General features: G+C 47.5%; 15 protein-coding genes. 10 read left to right on the top strand and 5 right to left on the bottom strand.

Annotated features, from left to right (window positions below; genetic code table 11):
* The first annotated feature begins 18 nt into the window (after positions 1-18).
* A complete protein-coding gene (locus tag ACO05Z_RS14645; protein ID WP_421902924.1) occupies positions 19-1,239 on the top strand; it encodes an HDOD domain-containing protein in 1,221 nt (406 codons plus the stop codon).
* A gap of 64 nt (positions 1,240-1,303) precedes the next feature.
* Here the strand turns inward: ACO05Z_RS14645 and ACO05Z_RS14650 are convergent, their stop codons facing one another.
* The gene (locus tag ACO05Z_RS14650; RefSeq protein ID WP_421902925.1) at positions 1,304-2,953 is read right to left on the bottom strand and encodes an NAD+ synthase; all 1,650 of its coding nucleotides are present in this window, start codon (positions 2,951-2,953) and stop codon (positions 1,304-1,306) included.
* A gap of 202 nt (positions 2,954-3,155) precedes the next feature.
* Between ACO05Z_RS14650 and ACO05Z_RS14655 the strand changes: the two genes are divergently transcribed.
* The 3 genes from ACO05Z_RS14655 to ACO05Z_RS14665 all read left to right on the top strand — a co-directional run bounded on the left by ACO05Z_RS14655 (position 3,156) and on the right by ACO05Z_RS14665 (position 6,370).
* The gene (locus ACO05Z_RS14655; RefSeq protein ID WP_421902926.1) at positions 3,156-3,836 is read left to right on the top strand and encodes a HAMP domain-containing protein; all 681 of its coding nucleotides are present in this window, start codon (positions 3,156-3,158) and stop codon (positions 3,834-3,836) included.
* A 159-nt stretch (positions 3,837-3,995) separates the two neighbouring features.
* A complete protein-coding gene (locus ACO05Z_RS14660) occupies positions 3,996-5,927 on the top strand; it encodes a response regulator (protein ID WP_421902927.1) in 1,932 nt (643 codons plus the stop codon).
* A gap of 101 nt (positions 5,928-6,028) precedes the next feature.
* Positions 6,029-6,370: a hypothetical protein gene (locus ACO05Z_RS14665; protein WP_421902928.1), complete on the top strand. Its 342-nt coding sequence runs from the start codon at positions 6,029-6,031 to the stop codon at positions 6,368-6,370.
* 31 nt (positions 6,371-6,401) lie between these two features.
* Here the strand turns inward: ACO05Z_RS14665 and ACO05Z_RS14670 are convergent, their stop codons facing one another.
* Positions 6,402-8,867, bottom strand: coding sequence for a glycogen/starch/alpha-glucan phosphorylase (locus ACO05Z_RS14670; RefSeq protein ID WP_421902929.1), 2,466 nt, complete (start codon positions 8,865-8,867; stop codon positions 6,402-6,404).
* Between the two features lie 210 nt (positions 8,868-9,077).
* Between ACO05Z_RS14670 and ACO05Z_RS14675 the strand changes: the two genes are divergently transcribed.
* Positions 9,078-10,661 carry a DUF4301 family protein gene (locus tag ACO05Z_RS14675; protein ID WP_421902930.1) on the top strand — a complete coding sequence of 528 codons (1,584 nt, stop codon included), beginning with the start codon at positions 9,078-9,080 and terminating at the stop codon, positions 10,659-10,661.
* On the opposite strand, the gene ACO05Z_RS14680 is transcribed toward ACO05Z_RS14675, so the two are convergent.
* The 3 genes from ACO05Z_RS14680 to ACO05Z_RS14690 form a co-directional block, all read right to left on the bottom strand.
* The gene (locus ACO05Z_RS14680) at positions 10,646-11,293 is read right to left on the bottom strand and encodes an ABC transporter ATP-binding protein (RefSeq protein ID WP_421902931.1); all 648 of its coding nucleotides are present in this window, start codon (positions 11,291-11,293) and stop codon (positions 10,646-10,648) included. The genes ACO05Z_RS14675 and ACO05Z_RS14680 overlap by 16 nt on opposite strands.
* On the bottom strand, positions 11,293-11,988 hold the full coding sequence (locus ACO05Z_RS14685; protein WP_421902932.1) for an ABC transporter permease: 696 nt from the start codon (positions 11,986-11,988) through the stop codon (positions 11,293-11,295). Before ACO05Z_RS14685 ends, ACO05Z_RS14680 begins: the two co-directional genes overlap by 1 nt.
* 137 nt (positions 11,989-12,125) lie before the next feature.
* Positions 12,126-12,950, bottom strand: coding sequence for a substrate-binding domain-containing protein (locus ACO05Z_RS14690; RefSeq protein ID WP_421902933.1), 825 nt, complete (start codon positions 12,948-12,950; stop codon positions 12,126-12,128).
* 255 nt (positions 12,951-13,205) lie between these two features.
* Between ACO05Z_RS14690 and fdhD the strand changes: the two genes are divergently transcribed.
* The 5 genes from fdhD to ACO05Z_RS14715 all read left to right on the top strand — a co-directional run bounded on the left by fdhD (position 13,206) and on the right by ACO05Z_RS14715 (position 18,384).
* Positions 13,206-13,991, top strand: coding sequence for a formate dehydrogenase accessory sulfurtransferase FdhD (fdhD, locus tag ACO05Z_RS14695; RefSeq protein ID WP_421902934.1), 786 nt, complete (start codon positions 13,206-13,208; stop codon positions 13,989-13,991).
* Positions 13,992-14,186: 195 nt separating this feature from the next.
* On the top strand, positions 14,187-15,128 hold the full coding sequence (locus tag ACO05Z_RS14700; protein WP_421902935.1) for a formate dehydrogenase accessory protein FdhE: 942 nt from the start codon (positions 14,187-14,189) through the stop codon (positions 15,126-15,128).
* A gap of 1 nt (position 15,129) precedes the next feature.
* On the top strand, positions 15,130-16,122 hold the full coding sequence (moaA, locus tag ACO05Z_RS14705) for a GTP 3',8-cyclase MoaA (RefSeq protein WP_421902936.1): 993 nt from the start codon (positions 15,130-15,132) through the stop codon (positions 16,120-16,122).
* Positions 16,123-16,133: 11 nt separating this feature from the next.
* Complete coding sequence (locus tag ACO05Z_RS14710) at positions 16,134-17,018, top strand: transposase (protein ID WP_421904189.1); 885 nt, start codon at positions 16,134-16,136, stop codon at positions 17,016-17,018.
* A 151-nt stretch (positions 17,019-17,169) separates the two neighbouring features.
* Positions 17,170-18,384 (top strand): DUF4145 domain-containing protein, encoded by a 1,215-nt coding sequence (locus ACO05Z_RS14715; RefSeq protein ID WP_421902937.1) that lies wholly within the window; start codon positions 17,170-17,172, stop codon positions 18,382-18,384.
* Positions 18,385-18,463: the final 79 nt, after the last annotated feature.

An 18,463-nucleotide genomic window follows, 5' to 3' on the forward strand; every position in this document is an offset into this window, starting at 1 on the left:
ATATTTCCGGAGATGATTATGGGCCGCTCAAAAAACATACTTTTCATCGACAACGATAAAGCTCAGCTGGAAATGCTCGATAAACAGCTAAGTGCCTTGAAAAAACGCTGGCAGGTTGATTACGCTTCAAACAAAGATGAGACCATGGCCCTGCTCAGGACGAGACCCTATGATATCATTGCCATGGAACTTCAAGTCGACGGTTTCGAAGGAGATGAACTCCTTGATGAAATCAAGTACCGCCAGCCCGGAAGTATTCGTTTCATTATTTCCGAATCAGTAAATTCAGAGAACTGCCTGAAATTTGTTAAATACGCCCATCAATTCATAACCAAACCATATCCACAGTCGGAATTAATCGGAAAAATCAAAAAAAGCCTGCGTCTAAAGAACGTATTCCTTAATGAGAGAGCGGCAAAGGGAATTGCTTCAATTGAAGAACTCCCCACCATGCCGGAACTCTTTATGAAGCTTGAAAGAGAGCTGAGCAAAGAAGATGTGCTGATAAGCAATATCGGCAAAATGATCGGTGAAGACATGAGTATGACCGCAGGACTGCTCAAGCTGGTAAATTCACCGTTTTTCGGCCTCTACTCCAAAGTGACCAACCCGGAGCAGGCTGTTACCCTGTTGGGTTTGGACAACCTCAAAGGGCTAGTGCTCGGAATCCACCTCTTCAACTCAACTAAAGAAGTCAATATTGATTTTTCCATAGAGGAACTGGGAAAACACTGCCAATACACAGCCTTGATGGCTCGATCCATCATTAAAGCTGAAGGCGGAAGCAATGAACAGGCCGAACACACCTTTCTTTCCGGATTTCTGCATGACATCGGCAAGCTGGTCCTCGCCACATCCTATCCGGAAGAATACTCGACCATCCTGAGCATTGTTCGTGATTCCAATATACCAATACAGGAAGCGGAAAAAGATATCCTGAGCTTCACCCATGCGGAAGTGGGAGCCTACCTACTGGCTATCTGGGGATTCGAAGAGGACATAATTGAAGCCATATACTGCCACCATGATCCGCAGCGACTGGGCAGTGTGGACTTAAGCCCCGCCGTAGCCATCCATGTAGCTAATTCATTTGATCATGAATTGAGGGTTAAAAACAGTGATTATGCCCCGCATCTTCTCTCGGCTGAATGGCTGGAACAAAATAAATTCAGTGCCAAACTTCCGGAATGGCTGCAAATATGCGCTGAAATCATGGAAGAAGAAACAGACGAAACATAAAAGAACAGCCCATCAAATCCACACGGGCTGATGGGCTGTTCATGTAAATTCAAAACAGAAAAGACTATCCGGTAAACCTGCATGCAATGGGCATACGCCATCCGGTACCGAAGGCCCTTGAAGTAATTTTAAGCCCCGGTGCGGCCTGCTTGCGTTTGAATTCTGAAATCCTGATCAAACGCAACACATGCTGCACTGTTTCAACATCAAATCCGGTTTCAGCAATAATCTCACTCTCCGCCTTGTGGCCTTCCACCCGCAATTCAATAATTCGGTCCAACACATCATAAGGCGGCAATGAATCTTCATCCTTCTGCCCCGGACGAAGCTCTGCGGACGGCGGCTTCTCAATAATCGCAACCGGGATTACTTCGCCTTTGCCCTGCTCATTAAGCCAGCGGCAAACCCGAAAAACAAGAGTCTTATAAAGGTCGGAAATAACTGCCAGTCCTCCGGCCATATCACCATATATGGTGCAGTATCCAACAGCCAGTTCACTCTTGTTTCCGGTGGTGACCAGCAAGGCGCCCATCTTGTTTGAAATAGCCATGACAAGATTACCGCGAATACGGGACTGGATATTCTCTTCAGTCACGTTGGCAGGCTGCCCCTCAAAAGTAGGCGCAAGGGACTCCTCAAATTGATCCATAAGCTTGTCGATGGGGATGGTGGTGCAGTTAATGCCTATATTTTTAACCAGATCAAGGGAGTCATCTACACTGCCCTTGCTGGAGTACGGTGAAGGCATAAGCACCCCGGTTACATTCTCAGCACCGAGGGCCTCAGCAGCCACCGCAGCGGTCAGAGCAGAATCAATACCGCCGGAAAGCCCGAGTACAACCTTACTGAATCCGGTCTTGCCGAGGTAATCACGCAGCCCTAGGACCATGGCCTGCCATGCCTCGGCTTCCTCACAAAAATCATCTTCCTCAATACGGCCTGCCGAACAGTCGGATTCAATAATGACCACATCTTCTTCGAAGCCGTGCCCGCGGGCGGCAAGGCTACCGTCGGTGTTGAAGGCGCAACTGCGTCCGTCAAAGACCAGATCATCATTACCGCCCACCTGATTGGCGTAAAAAACCGGCACCTTGTACTTGGAAGCTATATCGCCGAGAAGCTTTTCACGGGTCCGCTGCTTGCCGATGCTGAATGGAGAGGCGGAAAGGTTGACCAGCACATCAGGATTCATGTCCATAATCTGCGGAATGGGGTTGCTTCCGTAACGCCTTCCATTATGGTTTTCGCGGTCATTCCAGACATCCTCACAGATGGTCACCCCGATTTTCAGCCCGTCAAATTCAAAGAAATTTACATTTTCAGCAGGTTCGAAATAGCGCTGCTCATCAAAGACATCATAAGTGGGCAGCAACCATTTGTAGAATACTTTAGGAACTGCTCCATGCTCAATCAACCATGCGGCGTTGCGCAATGGATTGCCGGCTCTCTCATGATTGAGGTCTACTCCCCCGGCCAGAAGAGCCACGCCCTCGGGCATACGCCGGGAAATCTCGGATACTGCCTCACGGCAACGGCAGACAAAATCCGCATTAAGCAACAGGTCTCTCGGAGGATATCCGGTCAGGGCAAGTTCGGAGGTAAGGCAAAGCCTTGCACCGCGTTCAGCGGCCCTTTTAACTCCATCAAGGATGAGTTCCACGTTTCCTTCAAGATCGCCAACTGTCAGGTTGAGCTGTAACAGGGCTATTTTCATTTATTCAAATCCGTCCTTAATCTTTTTGGGATGGGGAGTATCTAACGCCTGAAAGACAGCTTGTCCATTGTCAGGAAGCAAATAATTATCCCCCCGTTCAGACTCTTTGCCTTGCACTGAATATGCTGGAATGCTAAACAGTTGTCTATATCTATAGCAGGATTATGGAAATAAGCCCAACTAATCAAACAACGGATTGAAATTGTTAAAAATAGATAAGGTACAAACCAGAATCGGAGTTCTGATCGTTGTCATATCCCTGATTTCATTCGTTGTTTCAGGGGCATACGACTACAGTTCCATGCGCAGCAACATGCTGGACGAACTCAATCAGAAAGCAGACGGACTTGTTGAAAGACTTTCCGAATCCCTGATTACGCCGCTCTGGAACGTTGACCAGGCAGCCATCAACCGTATCCTGCTTTCCGAAATGAATGACAAACGCATCAAGGCTATTCTGGTAACAGAAGACAACGGCAACAATGTTTTTGCCGGAAAAATACGCAACGAAACATGGAACATAATCAATTTTAAGAACTGGCCCATTGGTAAATTCGTAAAGCGCAAAGCTGAAATTTCAATCATGAATCAACCCATCGGGGCTGTTGAAATTTTCCTTTCCCCCAAATTCATTGATGATGAGCTATATCAGTCGCTGCTCAACTCACTACTGCGCACCATGCTGCTGGTTATCCTGATCAACCTCGCGCTGTTTGTGACCATGCGCAGGATTCTCATTTCTCCCATTACCAAGTTAAGCCAGACCGCCAGACAGATTTCATTGGATAAAAACTACAGTTCCCGGGTGAAAATAGAATGTAAAGGTGAGATGAAAAGCCTCATCAACAACTTTAATAACATGCTGCAACAGATTGAGGAGTAGGACCTGAAGCTCAAACAATACAGTGGACAGCTGCAGGAAAAAATCCACCAGAGTAATAAAAACCTTGAAAAAAGTTACCGTGAACTCAAAATAATCAACCGCGAACTGGAAATAGCCAAGGATGAAGCTGAAGCCGCTTCAAGGTCAAAAAGTGAATTCATGGCCAACGTAAGTCACGAAATACGCACTCCCATGAACGCCATCATCGGTATGGCTGACCTGACCATGGAAACCGACCTTTCCTCCAAGCAACGTGAATTCATAAAGATCATCATCAGTTCGGGTAAAGTCCTGCTGCGGCTGATAAACGACATTCTCGACTTCTCAAAAATCGAAGCCGGGAAACTCAGCCTTGAAGAAGTTAACTTCAACCTGCACCAGCTCATCCACGATATCAGCGATCTTTTTGTTGAGCAGATGGTAGCTTCACAGACAGAGCTGGTAATCGACATCCGGCCCGGTGTACCGCAACGTATAATCGGTGACCCCCTGCGACTGCGCCAGGTTCTGGTCAACATCACAGCCAACGCATTTAAATTTACCAGCAAAGGCGAAATCATCGTCACTGTTTCCGCCGACCAGATAAACGCCAAAAAAACAGAGATTGTATTTGCCATTAAGGATACGGGGATTGGAATCCCTGAAGAAGTGCAACCACATCTTTTTGAAGCTTTTAAGCAGGCAGACGGCTCCACTACGCGCAAATACGGCGGCACAGGACTGGGGCTTTCCATCTCCAAACGCATTGTAAATCTCATGGGTGGAAATATCTGGTTCCGCAGCAGACCGGAGGACGGCAGCACATTTTTCTTCACCATCACTCCTACCGTCGCGGTGGAAACGTCCCTGATGGATTTTGAAATTCCGCAGGAGCTGAAGAATCAGCCGGTTCTGGTGGCCGACGACAACTTTGCGGTCCGCAGCGTGCTGGTACGTTATCTCAAACAGTTCGGTTTCCAGCCCACCAGCGTTGCCAGTGCCGAAGAAGCTATCAAGCTTATTGAAGAAAAGAAGGACAACCAGTTCAAACTGCTTATCATCGACCTCAAACTGCCCGGCATCAACGGGGACGAAGCCAGTATTGAGATCCGCAAAACATACAGCAAAGAAGAGCTCCCCATATTAATGATCACCGCCACAGAGCTTAACACCGCACTGTCCAAGGCCCAAAACGCTCAAATCAACAGGATGATCAGTAAACCGCTCAAACAGTCCACCCTGTTCAATTCCATCATGGAAACCTTCGGTTATGATATTCCCAAAGAATACTCATATGAACCTTCAAAGCCGATCGAAAATGAATTCAAATCCTTCAGAATGCTTCTTGTAGAAGACAACCCCATCAACCAACAGGTGGCTGAACAGATACTGGAGCCCACCGGAATAGAAATAGCTTCAGCCCCCAACGGCGCGGTAGCAGTCAGGATGGTGCAGGAAGCAGGCTATGACATCGTTCTTATGGATATTCAAATGCCGGAAATGGATGGTTACGAGGCTACAACCATAATCCGCAATGACCTGAAAATGAAAGACCTGCCGATCATCGCCATGACAGCCCACGCCATGCGCGGGGACAAGGAAAAATGCATTGCTTCCGGCATGGACGACTATATTCCCAAACCCATTGATAAAGAGCTGATGATCAGCATCATTCGCAATCACCTGAAGCAGGATCAAAAGAATGAACAACCTGCCTTGGCAAATCCGCAGAGACCTGCCCCCACTCCACGGTTGGACGATGAACAATACCGTGAGATAAATATTCCTGAGGTACTCGAACGCATTGGTGGAGACATGGGGATTCTGATCAGTATCCTGCGCAATTTCAGAGATTACAACATCGACTTCAGCACAGATATACAAAAGCTGCTGCAAGCAGATCAACTAAAGGAAGCCGGAGATAAAGCACACACCCTGAAAGGTTCAGCAGCAAATATATCTGCAGGCGAGTTGGCTATGGCCGCCCTTGAGTTAGAGAAAGCCTGTAAATCAGATACGAAGGTTGATGCAGAACTTGCTCTTGAGAAAACCACTGAAAACCTGAACTTACTTTACAAGGAGATTTCTCTCCTTGAAAAAGATTTTGACTAAAACCTCAAGACCAAAGCACGGCACATTCATTCAGTTGAAATAAATTCATATTTGAGGCAGAAATCATCAATCAATATTGACTGCAAAAAAGGATTTTAAATATGGCGTTAATGTTCGGAAGCCCCAACCGCAAAACGAGCAGGACCATTGAAGATGCGAAAAAAGACCAGCGTCTTGATATGGCTCGCAACCTTTATCTGGGCGGAAATGTAAAAATTGTGACCACCGAAGAAGTTCCCAACCGGGAAGTTCTGGGAACATTCGGCCTGATAGTCTGCCGAAGCTATAACTTTGACAATGCATTCTACGGCCTCATTGCCCAGGCAATTGATGCCAATGCCGATGCTATCGTAGGCTACAGGGAATCAGTCTCATTCCACCCTGAAGGAGACAAATTCTATTCCTGCTACGGCACAGCCGTTCGCCTTAAAAAAGTTAAATAAAAAAAGGACCGGAAATCCGGTCCTTTTTTTATTATGACTTCACGGCCTTAATATTCCAGATATCTTTTGCATATTCCTGCATGGTCCGGTCTGTTGAGAATTTACCCATGCGCGCGGTATTCAAAATAGCCTTAGCAGACCAGATTTCCCTTTCAGCGTAATCCTTATCGATCCGCTTCTGGGCTTCGCTGTATGATTTGAAATCAGCCAGATGCATGTACTGTTCGTTATCGGTAAGCAGCTTATCGACCAACCAACGGAACAGGTCCGGCTCATTCGGTGAGAACCTGTTTTCCAGTAAGGCAGTAAAAACCTGCCGGATCTCAGGACTGTGGTTGTAGATTTCTCGGGGATGGTAACTCCCTTCCCGTAAAGCTTTTTCCACTTCTTCCTGCTTCAGTCCGAAAAGATAGAAATTATCTTCTCCCACCTCTTCCAGCATCTCAATATTGGCCCCATCGTAAGTACCGACAGTCAAAGCCCCGTTCATGGCAAATTTCATATTTCCGGTTCCCGAAGCCTCGGTTCCTGCTGTTGAAATCTGCTCGCTTACATCACAGGCGGGAATAATCTTCTCCGCAAGAGAAACTCGGTAGTCTGGCAGGAAGGCCACCTTTATCAAACCTTGAGTTCGCGGATCATTGTTGACCACATCGGCTACGGAATGAATAAGCTTGATTATCTGCTTGGCCTCCCAGTAACCGGGAGCAGCTTTACCAGCAAAAATAAAAGCCCGTGCGCAGGAGGGTTCCACCTCATTGTCGACCAACTCAAGATAGAGATGCATTACGTGCAGGATATTCAGCAATTGCCGCTTGTATTCATGGATACGCTTGGCCTGAATATCAAAAATAGCCTCCGGCGGAATATTTACGTCCAAGGTGGCATTTATGAAATTAGCCAGCTTGATCTTATTATTTCGCTTGGCTTCCATAAACCGGGACCTGAACTCACTGTCATTAACGTGAGCTTCCAGATTACGCAATTCATTCAGATCAGTAATCCAACTGCTTCCTAAAGTATCGGTAAGCAATGCAGAAAGATCTGGATTGGCCTTGAGTATCCAGCGACGCGGAGTCACCCCGTTGGTCTTATTGTTGAACTTGTCCGGGGTAAGCTCATAAAAATCAGGGAACAAACGAGTCTTGACCAGGTCGGAATGAAGTTCAGAGACCCCGTTGACCGAATGGGAACCGACCACCGCGAGATTGGCCATGCGCACCTTCTTGGTCCCATCCTCACAGATCAGGGACATACGCCGCAGTTTTTCATTATCACCGGGATATTTGTCTTCCACCTTTTTCAGGAAACGGCTGTTGATTTCATAGATGATCTGCAAATGACGCGGCAGAACCTTTTCAATCAATGAAACCGACCACAATTCCAAAGCTTCGGGTAACAAAGTATGGTTGGTGTAAGCGCAGGTCGCACGGGTGATCTCCCAAGCTTTCTCCCATTCAATCCGCCTTTCATCCACAAGGTAACGCATCAACTCAACGACAGTCAGGGCCGGGTGGGTGTCATTAAGCTGAATGGCTACGTATTCCGCAAACTCTTCAAAATTCTTGTTCTGGGCAAGGAACCTGCGGGTAATATCCCGCAATCCGCAGGCAACGAGGAAATATTCCTGAACCAACCGTAATTCTTTACCGAACGAGACAGATTCCGTTGGGTAGAGGACCTTAGAAACCATTTCGGATTCAATCTTGCGTTGCACGGCCCTGATGTAATCGCCATGGTTGAAGATAGCCATGTCAAAATTTTCTGAGGCTCTGGCAGCAAACAAACGCAAATAATTTACGGTCTTTCCACCGTAGCCAACAACAGGAATGTCGTAGGGAACCCCGATAATATCATCCCAGTCCACCCACATGGGCAGATACTCACCGCTGGGAGTAACCGCACTTTCCACCCTTCCGTAAAGAGGGACAATAACCGACTGGTCCGGGCGGGCAATCTGCAAGGGCATGCCTTCCTTCATCCAGTAATCAGCAAGCTCCTTTTGATAACCGTTGTGGATGGACTGCCGGAACAAGCCATATTCGTAATGGATTCCATACCCGCAACCGGGAAGATCGAGAGTCGCCAGAGAATCTAGGAAACAGGCCGCCAGCCTGCCTAGTCCACCGTTACCGAGGGCGGGATCACGCTCACTGGCCCGGACTTCGTCCAGATCGTAACCGAGATCCTTGAAAATATCCTCGCAGAGGTCCAGAAGCTCCATATTACACAAGGAATTACCAAGACAGCGCCCCAACAGATACTCGATGGAGAAATAGTACATGCGCTTGGCTTTCACCTTCCGATAGCGGTCACGGGTCTCGATCATCCGTTCCACCAGCCTGTCACGCAAAGCTAAAGCAAGGGCCTTACCAGCATCCCATTCGCTGGCATCCTTAACTTCCTTACTCAGAGAGTAAATTACATGATCCCTAATGTCCGAAGTCAAACTCTTGCGATCATTCTTCTTTTGGACCTTGAAGCTGCTTTTTTTCATGGCTCCTCCTACGGCTACGGGGATTAGGCCTAGGATAACAGCTTGAAGAAGCTAAATCCACTTGAAATCAATACATGTTAGGAATGGATAAATATTTTTCTGGCAATTATGGCGCGCGCTCCCACAAGATGCTATAAGCACATTAATCAAACTAAAACCTGATATATGACATCTATATTTGAACTGATTCCAGTGCAGGAGAAAATAAAAATGAAATCTTCAAACAGGAAAAACAGCAGGGAAGGCTTAGAAATATTACTCAAAGAAGCTGAAAAGGTAATTCAGCAGATTATTGACAGCGGAGTTGCGGAGGAGACCATCGTTGAACAGATCCAAAGATTCCGTTCAGGCTTTCCAAGCACCCCACTGCTCAGGCCCTGCACTCCCGGAGACGGCATAACTATCATTGATGGTACTGAACGCTCGCAACTGCTTGCAAAATATAAACTGGCCGCTCAAAAGGGTCGGATAACAAAATTCGTACCCGCGTCAGGGGCAGCAACACGCATGTTCAAGTCCCTGCTGGCAATCTACAACTCTGCTGAAGACGAAATATCAAATCTTGAAGGTAACGATGAAAATGTCGCATTCTGCCGTACTTTTATCGGGGCACTGCAGAAATTCGCTTTCTATGACGAGTTGAAAATAATTATGACCAAGAATGGAATTGATCTTGATGACGCCTGCCGGGACATGGATTTCAGGACCATCCTGCACTATGTACTCAGCCCGGAAGGCCTGGGGTATGGTAATCTTCCAAAGGGATTGATCCCGTTCCACAGCTACCCTGAACATTCCCGCACTCCCTTTGCAGAACATATTGTTGAATCCATTGAATATGCCAGAGACGCAAACAACAAAGTCCGCGCCCACTTCACAGTATCTCCTGAGCACCGGGAAAGGATCATGGAACACGTTTCCCAGACACTGGAGCGGTACCCGGAAACAGAATTTCATATTTCATACTCAGAACAACGCAAGCAGACCAATACCATTGCAGTGGATCTCAGCGGCGAAGGATTCCGCACGAATGATGACAGATTACTCTTCAGGCCAGCCGGACATGGCGCCCTGCTGGTAAATCTGAATGACCTTGAAGGCGACATTGTCTTCCTGAAAAATATCGACAACGTAGCACCTGACCATTTGAAAAAAGATACCATCGAAAACAAGCAGATTCTCGGCGGACTACTGGTGCAATTACAGGAAGAGATATTTACGCATATCCGTAAGGTCAAACAGGACGCAAGCGAGCTGGGACAAACCGAAAACTTCATGATTGACCGTCTTTCCATCTCACTGCCTGACGATTACGGCACACTGGAAGACAACGAGAAATCCCAATGGCTGCTCTCAAAACTGAACCGCCCGATCAGGGTTTGTGGAATGGTTGAAAACACGGGAGAACCCGGAGGTGGCCCTTTCTGGGTAAACGGACCGGACGGTATCCCGGCACCTCAAATCGTGGAAAAAAGCCAAGTCGACCTGAGCAAACCGGATCAGGCTGCATGCATGGCCAAAGCCACACACTTCAACCCGGTAGATATCATCTGCGGGCTGCGGGATTACGAAGGCAAACCTTTCAATCTGCTTGACAGAATAGACAAGGATTCCGGCTTCATTTCAGTGAAATCAAAAGACGGGAAAGAGCTTAAAGCAATGGAACTGCCCGGACTCTGGAACGGAGCCATGGCCGACTGGACGACAATATTTGTAGAGGTGCCCCTAAGCACCTTTTCTCCGGTAAAAACCGTAAACGATCTGCTGAAGCCGGAGCATCAACCGGCCAGTTGACCGCTGTCGAGCCGATAAATGGTATCGGAGACCTCTTGCAGCCAAAAATGATCGTGACTGACGATAACAAGGGTGGTGCCTTGCTCTTCACGGGCAGAGACCGAAGCCTCATGGATGAGTTTTGTAGATTCCAGGTCTAAGCTGGCTGTGGGTTCATCAAGAAGCAGCACCCGTGGATTCAGAACCAGACGAGCTGCAAGGGCAACCCTCTGCGCTTCCCCGCCGGAAAGCTCAAACCAGTTGCGGTGCATAAATTTATCCGGGTCCAACCCAACTTGAATCAGGGAATCGCAAACCCTGTCGTGAATATTCTTTTCACCGCGCAGTTCAAGGCCGTAGGCAACGTTTGCCTCCACCGATCTCTTAAGCAGATATGGCTCCTGCGTAAGCATGGTAACTTCACGGCGCAGGCGCAATTCCGGTTCCTCGACTTCCCTGCCGTCATAAAAAATTTTACCTGAATCCGGGCTTTCCAAAAATGCAAGCATACGCATAAGTGTACTCTTGCCGCTGCCGTTATGTCCGGCTAAACCGACAATCGCCCCTTCGCCAACTGAAAAATCCTTAAGAGAAAGGACCTGCCGGCCATTATAACGCTGACAGACATTTTCGAGCCTGAATAAATCCTGCATTACTGGCCCGCCCTTTTTCTGATCCCTGACATGGAATAGTTGACCGCAAAAGCAATCATCATGAGCACCAGGCCAAGTGCGATGCCCATGGCAAACTCGCCTTTACCCGTTTCGAGGGCAATGGCTGTGGTAATGGTCCGGGTATGCCACTTGATATTTCCGCCAACCATCATCGAGATACCTATCTCGGAAACAATGCGCCCGTAAGCTGCGGCTGCGGCAAGGATAAGACTGTAACGGGCCTCCCAAAGAGTTGTGCGCAATATCTGCCCATGTGAAGCACCAAGGGTAAGCAGGGTCTGCTTGAGGCGCAAATCAAGATTCTCCACCGCAGTAGCCATCATGGCAATGACGATAGGCAGTCCGAGCAGAGTCTGCCCCACGGCGATACCGGGGATACTGAAAAGGAGCTCCATATCACCCATGGGGCCTCTGCGGGAAAGCATGGCATAAACCAGCAACCCGATAACAACAGTGGGAAAAGAAAGAAGGGTATCGGCAATAAGGCGCAAACACCTCTTACCGGGAAATTCGTGATAGCCGAGCAGAAAGCCCAGCGGCGCACCTATGATCAGGGTCGCGCTGATGGAAATGGTCGTCACGCAGATGGTGGTGTAGATGGCGGAATAGGTTTCCGGGTCAGCGGAAAAGAGCAGTACGAATGCCTGCCAGAAACCGTTTAAAATAAAATCCATGAAGTATTAAGCCCTCCCTTTCGCGGCAATTCTATTAATACCAAACGGGCTTACAGAGAACAAGAACGAAACTTATTATAAAAGGGGGGAATACAAATGAGTGGAACCCCAGAGGAGTTCCACTCATAAATTACAATTTATTTTGCGTTAGGGATGAAGAGCTTTTTACCGAGCAGTTTGAAGTCTGCAATAGCTTTCTGGGTTTTGGGAGAAGCCATCCACTCGGAGAACTTGGTAGCCAGTTCGTACTTGGCATTCTTGCAGTTCACGGGGTTAACTGCCAGAACACTGTACTGGTTGAAGAGAGTCTTGTCGCCTTCCACCAGAACTTTCAGTTCGGGGGACCCGTTCTTGTTGGCAGTGTATTTGATGTAGGTGCCGCGGTCGGTCATGATGTATGCATCGCGCTCTTCAGCAACGGTGATACTTTTGATCATGCCCTGACCGGTCTGGATGTACCATTTTGCTTTATCGGGAACAGCCATGCCAGCTACTTTCCAGAGGGAGATTTCTTTTTTGTTGGTACCGGAGTTGTCGCCACGGCTGACAAAAGGAGCCTTTGCGTCAGCAACGGCTTTCATAGCCTGCACAACCGGAAGACCTTTGATGCCTGCGGGATCGGAAGCGGGGCCAATGATTACGAAGTCGTTGTACATTACTTCGCGGCGGTCTTTGAGTGCGCCCATATCAACATATTTTTTCTCAGCTGCGGGAGCGTGAACCATGAGAACATCTACGTCGCAGTTCTGGCCCATCTTGAGAGCTTTACCGGTACCTACAGCGGTCCATTTCAGCTCAATGCCGGTATCCTTTTCAAACATGGGAGCAAGTTCATCAAGCAGACCGGTGTTATCTGTACTGGTGGTGGTAGCCATCATCAGTGTTTCAGCTTTTACCAGTCCCGGAGCAACGAGCAGGGAAACGAGAGCGAGAGTAAGCAGTAATACTTTAAGTTTTTTCATTTTTCCTCCAAAAAGAACTCTGTTTAAAAAATAGTAAATTCCAGATCATCCGCAAATTAAGACCACGCCAGATAGTAGGCGGGGCTAGTGTAGGGTAGACCAGAAACATGACTCTATGTCAATATGAGCACAATTATACTCTTAGTCTTAACCCATTTTTGCACCAAAAATGTGCAGAAATAGACGCAAAAAAGAAGCACTTGCCCGCAATGCCTGTTCCCCCTATGCTGAATTAAATATATCAGGCGGAGCATGATGAAAGAAAGTTTCAGTTATACAATAAAAGAGTATTCCGGTGGAGAGTTCAAGGAAAAAGAGATCAGCAGCATCCTTGAAGTCCCTTTAACCATCAACCTTAACGGCCGCGAAGTAGTGACCCTGCTAACCACAGCCCGTTACCCGGATTATCTGGCCGTGGGTTTCCTGAAATCAGACGCCTATATTTCCTCACGCGATCAGATCACAGACCTTAAAATCACCGAACATGATGACCGCATCATCGCGGACATCAGTGCCAGCCACGATCCTTGGGAAGGACGGGTTCTCGAATATTCCATCACTTCCGGCTGCGGTAAAGGCACCAACTTCGGGCGCAATGTCTCCACCATTTCAAAGCGGACCATCACCTCGGAACTGACCGTGACCCCGGAACAGATCCTGACCCACGCCAATGAACTGCACTCGCGCTCCTCTCTTTATAACAAAACCCGCGGCTGCCATAACTCCTCCCTGTGTACCCCGAATGAAATGCTCTACTTCCGTGAAGATATCGGCAGGCACAACGCCATCGACATGATTGTCGGCCAGTGCTTTCTTGAAGATGTTCCCACCGACGGCAAAATGATCGTCTCCACCGGACGCGTGGCCTCGGAAATCCTGCTCAAAGCAGTGCGCATCGGTGTTCCCATACTGGCCTCCACTGCCGTGGCAACCAGTTTTTCCGTGGAACTGGCCCGCAAGATCGGCATCACCCTAATCGGCAACATCAGCAAAACCGGATTCTGGGTCTACAACGATCAGGACCGTATCTGCGGGTTGTAATTTTTCCAGCCACTTACAATTATATCATTTCAACCATAATATTTTATTGAAATAATCGATTAGACTTTGTGTCAAAACGGAAGTAATTAACACTCCTATGCAGCTGCTGCCGATACGGCATATGCTTTTTTTAACAGGAATGAAACAAACCCGGCCCACCCTACAGCCTGGTTCTCTTAAGGAGTGTTTTTTATAATGAATTTCGATTACAGCAGTGCCAAAGAACAGCTGGATAAAAAAGTATCCGAGCTGCGTGAAAAGCCTTTCCTTCCGGAAGAGCTTGTAAATTTAATTTCTAATGTTGCCGCAATCCAGCTGGAAGCCCAGCAGCACTCCTCCCCGACCATACCGACGGATCTCGCTCCCGACGATGCAAATCTGCAAGGACGTCCGCTGCTTGCCCGTGAAGATTTCACATACGATTACGAGCAGGCCTGCAAGCTGTTTGATAAACTGGCAGAACTGGTAGGCAAGGAAGAAGGTCCCATTGCCGAGGCTACCGCAATGATCAGCGTAGCCATCAAATCCGGTGATCTGGACCTGAAACAGGCATTCAAGGCTTATCTTGAAACCGATGACGACTTTTTCATGGGCTGGGCGGAAAAGATGCCCGAAGCACCGCGCACCCTGAGCTTTCTGGTTCAGTCCGCACTGACTCCTTCCATTAAGGCTGTTGCAGCCGCACTGGAAGAAAAGCTTCCCCACCAGCAGGCAGACACCTCCGAACGGGCTGACAACGAAGAACTTGATTTCGAACTGGAGCAGCCCGCACCGCGCAACCACGGACACTGTCCCATTTGCGGTTCTGTGCCTTTCATGCACAGCCTGCATCACAAACAGGGTTTCCGTTACGCCAACTGTTCCTTCTGCCACACCGAATACCGTGTACGCCGCATGGCCTGTGCCTACTGCGACAACACCAACGCGGACAGCCTCAAATTTTTCACCGTGGAAGAAGCACCGGGCTACCGTGTGGATGTCTGTGATTCATGCAAGACCTACATGAAAACCACTGACTTCCGGGAAGTGGACAAAGTTTCCGTGCCCGCCCTCAATGACCTCGAATCCCTGCCGCTTGATTTCGTAGCAGTGGAAGAAGGTTACAACCGGGGCACCTTATCCGTCTGGGGGTTCTAGAATGGTACTCACCGACAAGATAGGCCGCACAGTCAGCTATCTACGGCTGAGTGTTACTGACCGCTGCAACCTGCGTTGCATGTATTGCGTAACCAAGGATTTCAAGTACATCCCCCACCCGGACATCCTGCGCTACGAGGAAATGCTCCGCCTGGTGGACCTTGCTGCGTCCATGAATATTTCCAAGCTGCGCTTAACCGGGGGCGAACCCTTTGCCCGCAAAGGATTTATGGATTTCATTTCGCAAGTAATGAACAGCCACCCGGAAATGGACCTGCGCATCACCACCAACGGGACTCTCATAGAACCGCTGGTGCCCGAGCTCAAAAAGATCGGGGTCAACAGGCTGAACATTTCCCTTGATACTCTTGATCGACAGAGCTTCGAAGAGGTTACCGGACGCGACCATCTCAATGATGTGCTGGCAACCATTTCCGCCTGCCTCTCCGCCGGAATCAAGATCAAGGTCAACGCCGTGGCCATGAAAGGCATTAACGATAAGGAGCTTGGTTCTTTCATCGACTTTGCAAAAGAAAATCCCATCGACATGCGTTTTATCGAATTCATGCCCATGGGCGATGACACCAAGTCCGACAGCAGATTCTGGTCCGCTGACGATATCCTTGAGCAGGCCCAGCAATTTGCTGTACTCAAAAAAGAAAAGATAAGGCCCGAAAACCACGGCCCCGCGCGCATGTACTCCATCGAAGGAGGTAAAGGAAGGCTGGGTCTGATTTCCCCGGTCAGCTCCCATTTCTGCGCCACCTGCAACAGGCTGCGCATCACCTCCGACGGTCAGCTGCGCACCTGTCTTTTCTCCGACAAAACCTACGGCCTGCGGGAAATTTTAAGGAACCCCGACATGAACGATGATGATCTGCGCAAGTTAATTGCAGAGGCCACCGTCGACAAACCACTGGGGTACCATCTCTTAGAAAAAAGATCAGGATGTGAAGGTGTATGCGAAACACAGATGTCGGCAATAGGCGGGTAGAAGAATCAGTTATGAGTACTGTTTCTGAAAGCAGAGATGAATTACTGGAACGTCTGACCTCCTCAGAAGAGGAAGCCAGAAAATACCTGCTGCACAAAGCCTTGGGAGACCGCAAGCCCTTCTGCCCCCGCTGCCGGGAGCACAAGCTCTACAATCTCAACGGTGACCGCTACCGCTGTTCTTCCTGCAAGTACACCTTTCAGGATTTCAGCGGCCGCTGGATCAACAACGGCGGCCTCTCCGCCCGAGAATGGGTGCGCCTGATCCAGATGTTCGCCGAAGATCACACCGCGCATGCAATCTCGCTCGATCTGGAACTTTCCTATAACGCAACCTACAAGGCCATCACCGCCCTGCGTTTCGCCATTCTCGCGCAGGCAATCGATGCCCAGCAGTTGCTCAGTCCTGAAACCGGGCTGCATACCCATCTCAAGAACAAGAAGCTGACCGGGGTACCTTCCAAGAAGGTCACCGGAACCATCCCCGTATTCGGAATAATGGAAAAGAACGGTTGGGTGTTCATCGACTTAATGCAGAACATCACTGCGGAATCGGTATTCCACTTCAACCACAACTTCCACCTCAAGCTGGTCCGGCATGGAAGCATTATCCACACCGACCGCTACCAGAAGTACGATTCCCTGATCCTCTGCGGAGATGATTCCCTGCCGCTGGATTACATCCGCAAATACCCGGATATAACCCCGCACATCGAAATCTCCGGCGGTGAGTTCTGGCAATTCGCCCGTCAGCGTTTCAAGCGCTACAAGGGAATTTCCCCGCATCGCTTTCCCTTATATCTGAAGGAACTGGAATTTCGGTTCAATAATCGTTCGAAGGATTTATTTGATTTATTGACTACTTATATTTGCAAGATTGTTCCTGACGTGGATTAGGTTAGGGATTTTTTTGGGTTAGAAATGGAAAACCTCCCCTGCTTTGGTAAGCGGGGGAGGTTTTTATGATTTGCACATATTGTAAAAAGTCAACTAACAGACTACCATTTCAAGATAATTTATTGGAACTAAACAAACATGAAGGACCCACATGCTAGAAGAGAGTTTCAAAACCAAAGTTGGATTTATAATTAGCTTGCTGGCAGTAGTTTTTACAATCAAGCCTTTTGTTGACGCATACTCCAATGTCGGGTTTATTTTTTTAAATTTTGAAATAACTTTAGCATATGCTTATTATTTTTTTGCAGCTTGCCTAGCGTTATCTGTCTATTGCATTTCATTACATTTTCTACTCGAACGATATGAAATCATACGTACTTTAGCCAACAAATTTTATGCCCTAGCACTTAGTACTCCTCCAATTTTTTGTTTTCTCTGGATCATAACGATTACAATCAACTGGATTAGTGGCTTTATAAGCCATGTCCCCACGGAATGGCTACATCTTATCTCTGGATTTATTTCAGGATTGACCGCAGCGATAGCAGGTTTAAAGCTAACGTACAATTTCAACAATAGACTAACAAAAATAGACAGAACTCAAGACAGAAAAGAACGTTTAGAGAAACTGGCTGAAGCACACAAATTATTTAAATCTGAGATGTACGATTTCGCAGTGATAGAAGCATTTAAAGTTGTAGAATTAACAGTACAGCGACTTGCTGAAGCATATGGCATTCCTCCTAGTCGAAACCTTAATCTCCTTTTAAACGAATTTGTTGCAAGAAATATAATCGATTCAAATGATCTTAACTTGCTCAACCAAATTCGTATTAACAGAAACCAATCAGTACACACTGCAAACCCAACAGACAAATCAACGGCTGAACATATCTTAAATATTTCTAAGACACTGATTACAAAACTTGATTCAACACCAAATGCCAAAGCATTCTCATGGCTCATGTACAATAGAGATAAAACAATATCCTTATTTAAAGAAGGTAATTTGGGAAAATGTAAAGAATCACTAGATAAACTAAGTACAGCATGGGAAGAAAAGGACGGTACTGTTGCTAGTGAAATTGCGATTTTCTTTGAAACTGCACTTATAAATTCTCCACACCTTGTAATCAATATTTTTGAAGCAAAAGGACAAGAATTTGATTTCTGGTTAGACAATATTGAATATATGTTTTTTACTGATTTCATAGGAGGTCAAACGACCACCTTACGAAAAAACAAAAATGAAATGATTCAAAGTATTGAAAATTATATTACTCACTGCAACAATGAACACCATATATCCATGGCTCAACGCATTCTAAGCAGTATAAAACAAGCAAACATAAAAGAAATTGTTTAATACAAAGCTCTTCCTCATTCCATCAAAAAGCCCCGCACAACCAAAGTTGTGCGGGGCTTTCCCATAAAATATCAATTCA

It is taken from the genome of Maridesulfovibrio sp. (genome assembly GCF_965230075.1).
In the GTDB taxonomy this organism is placed as follows: domain Bacteria; phylum Desulfobacterota; class Desulfovibrionia; order Desulfovibrionales; family Desulfovibrionaceae; genus Maridesulfovibrio.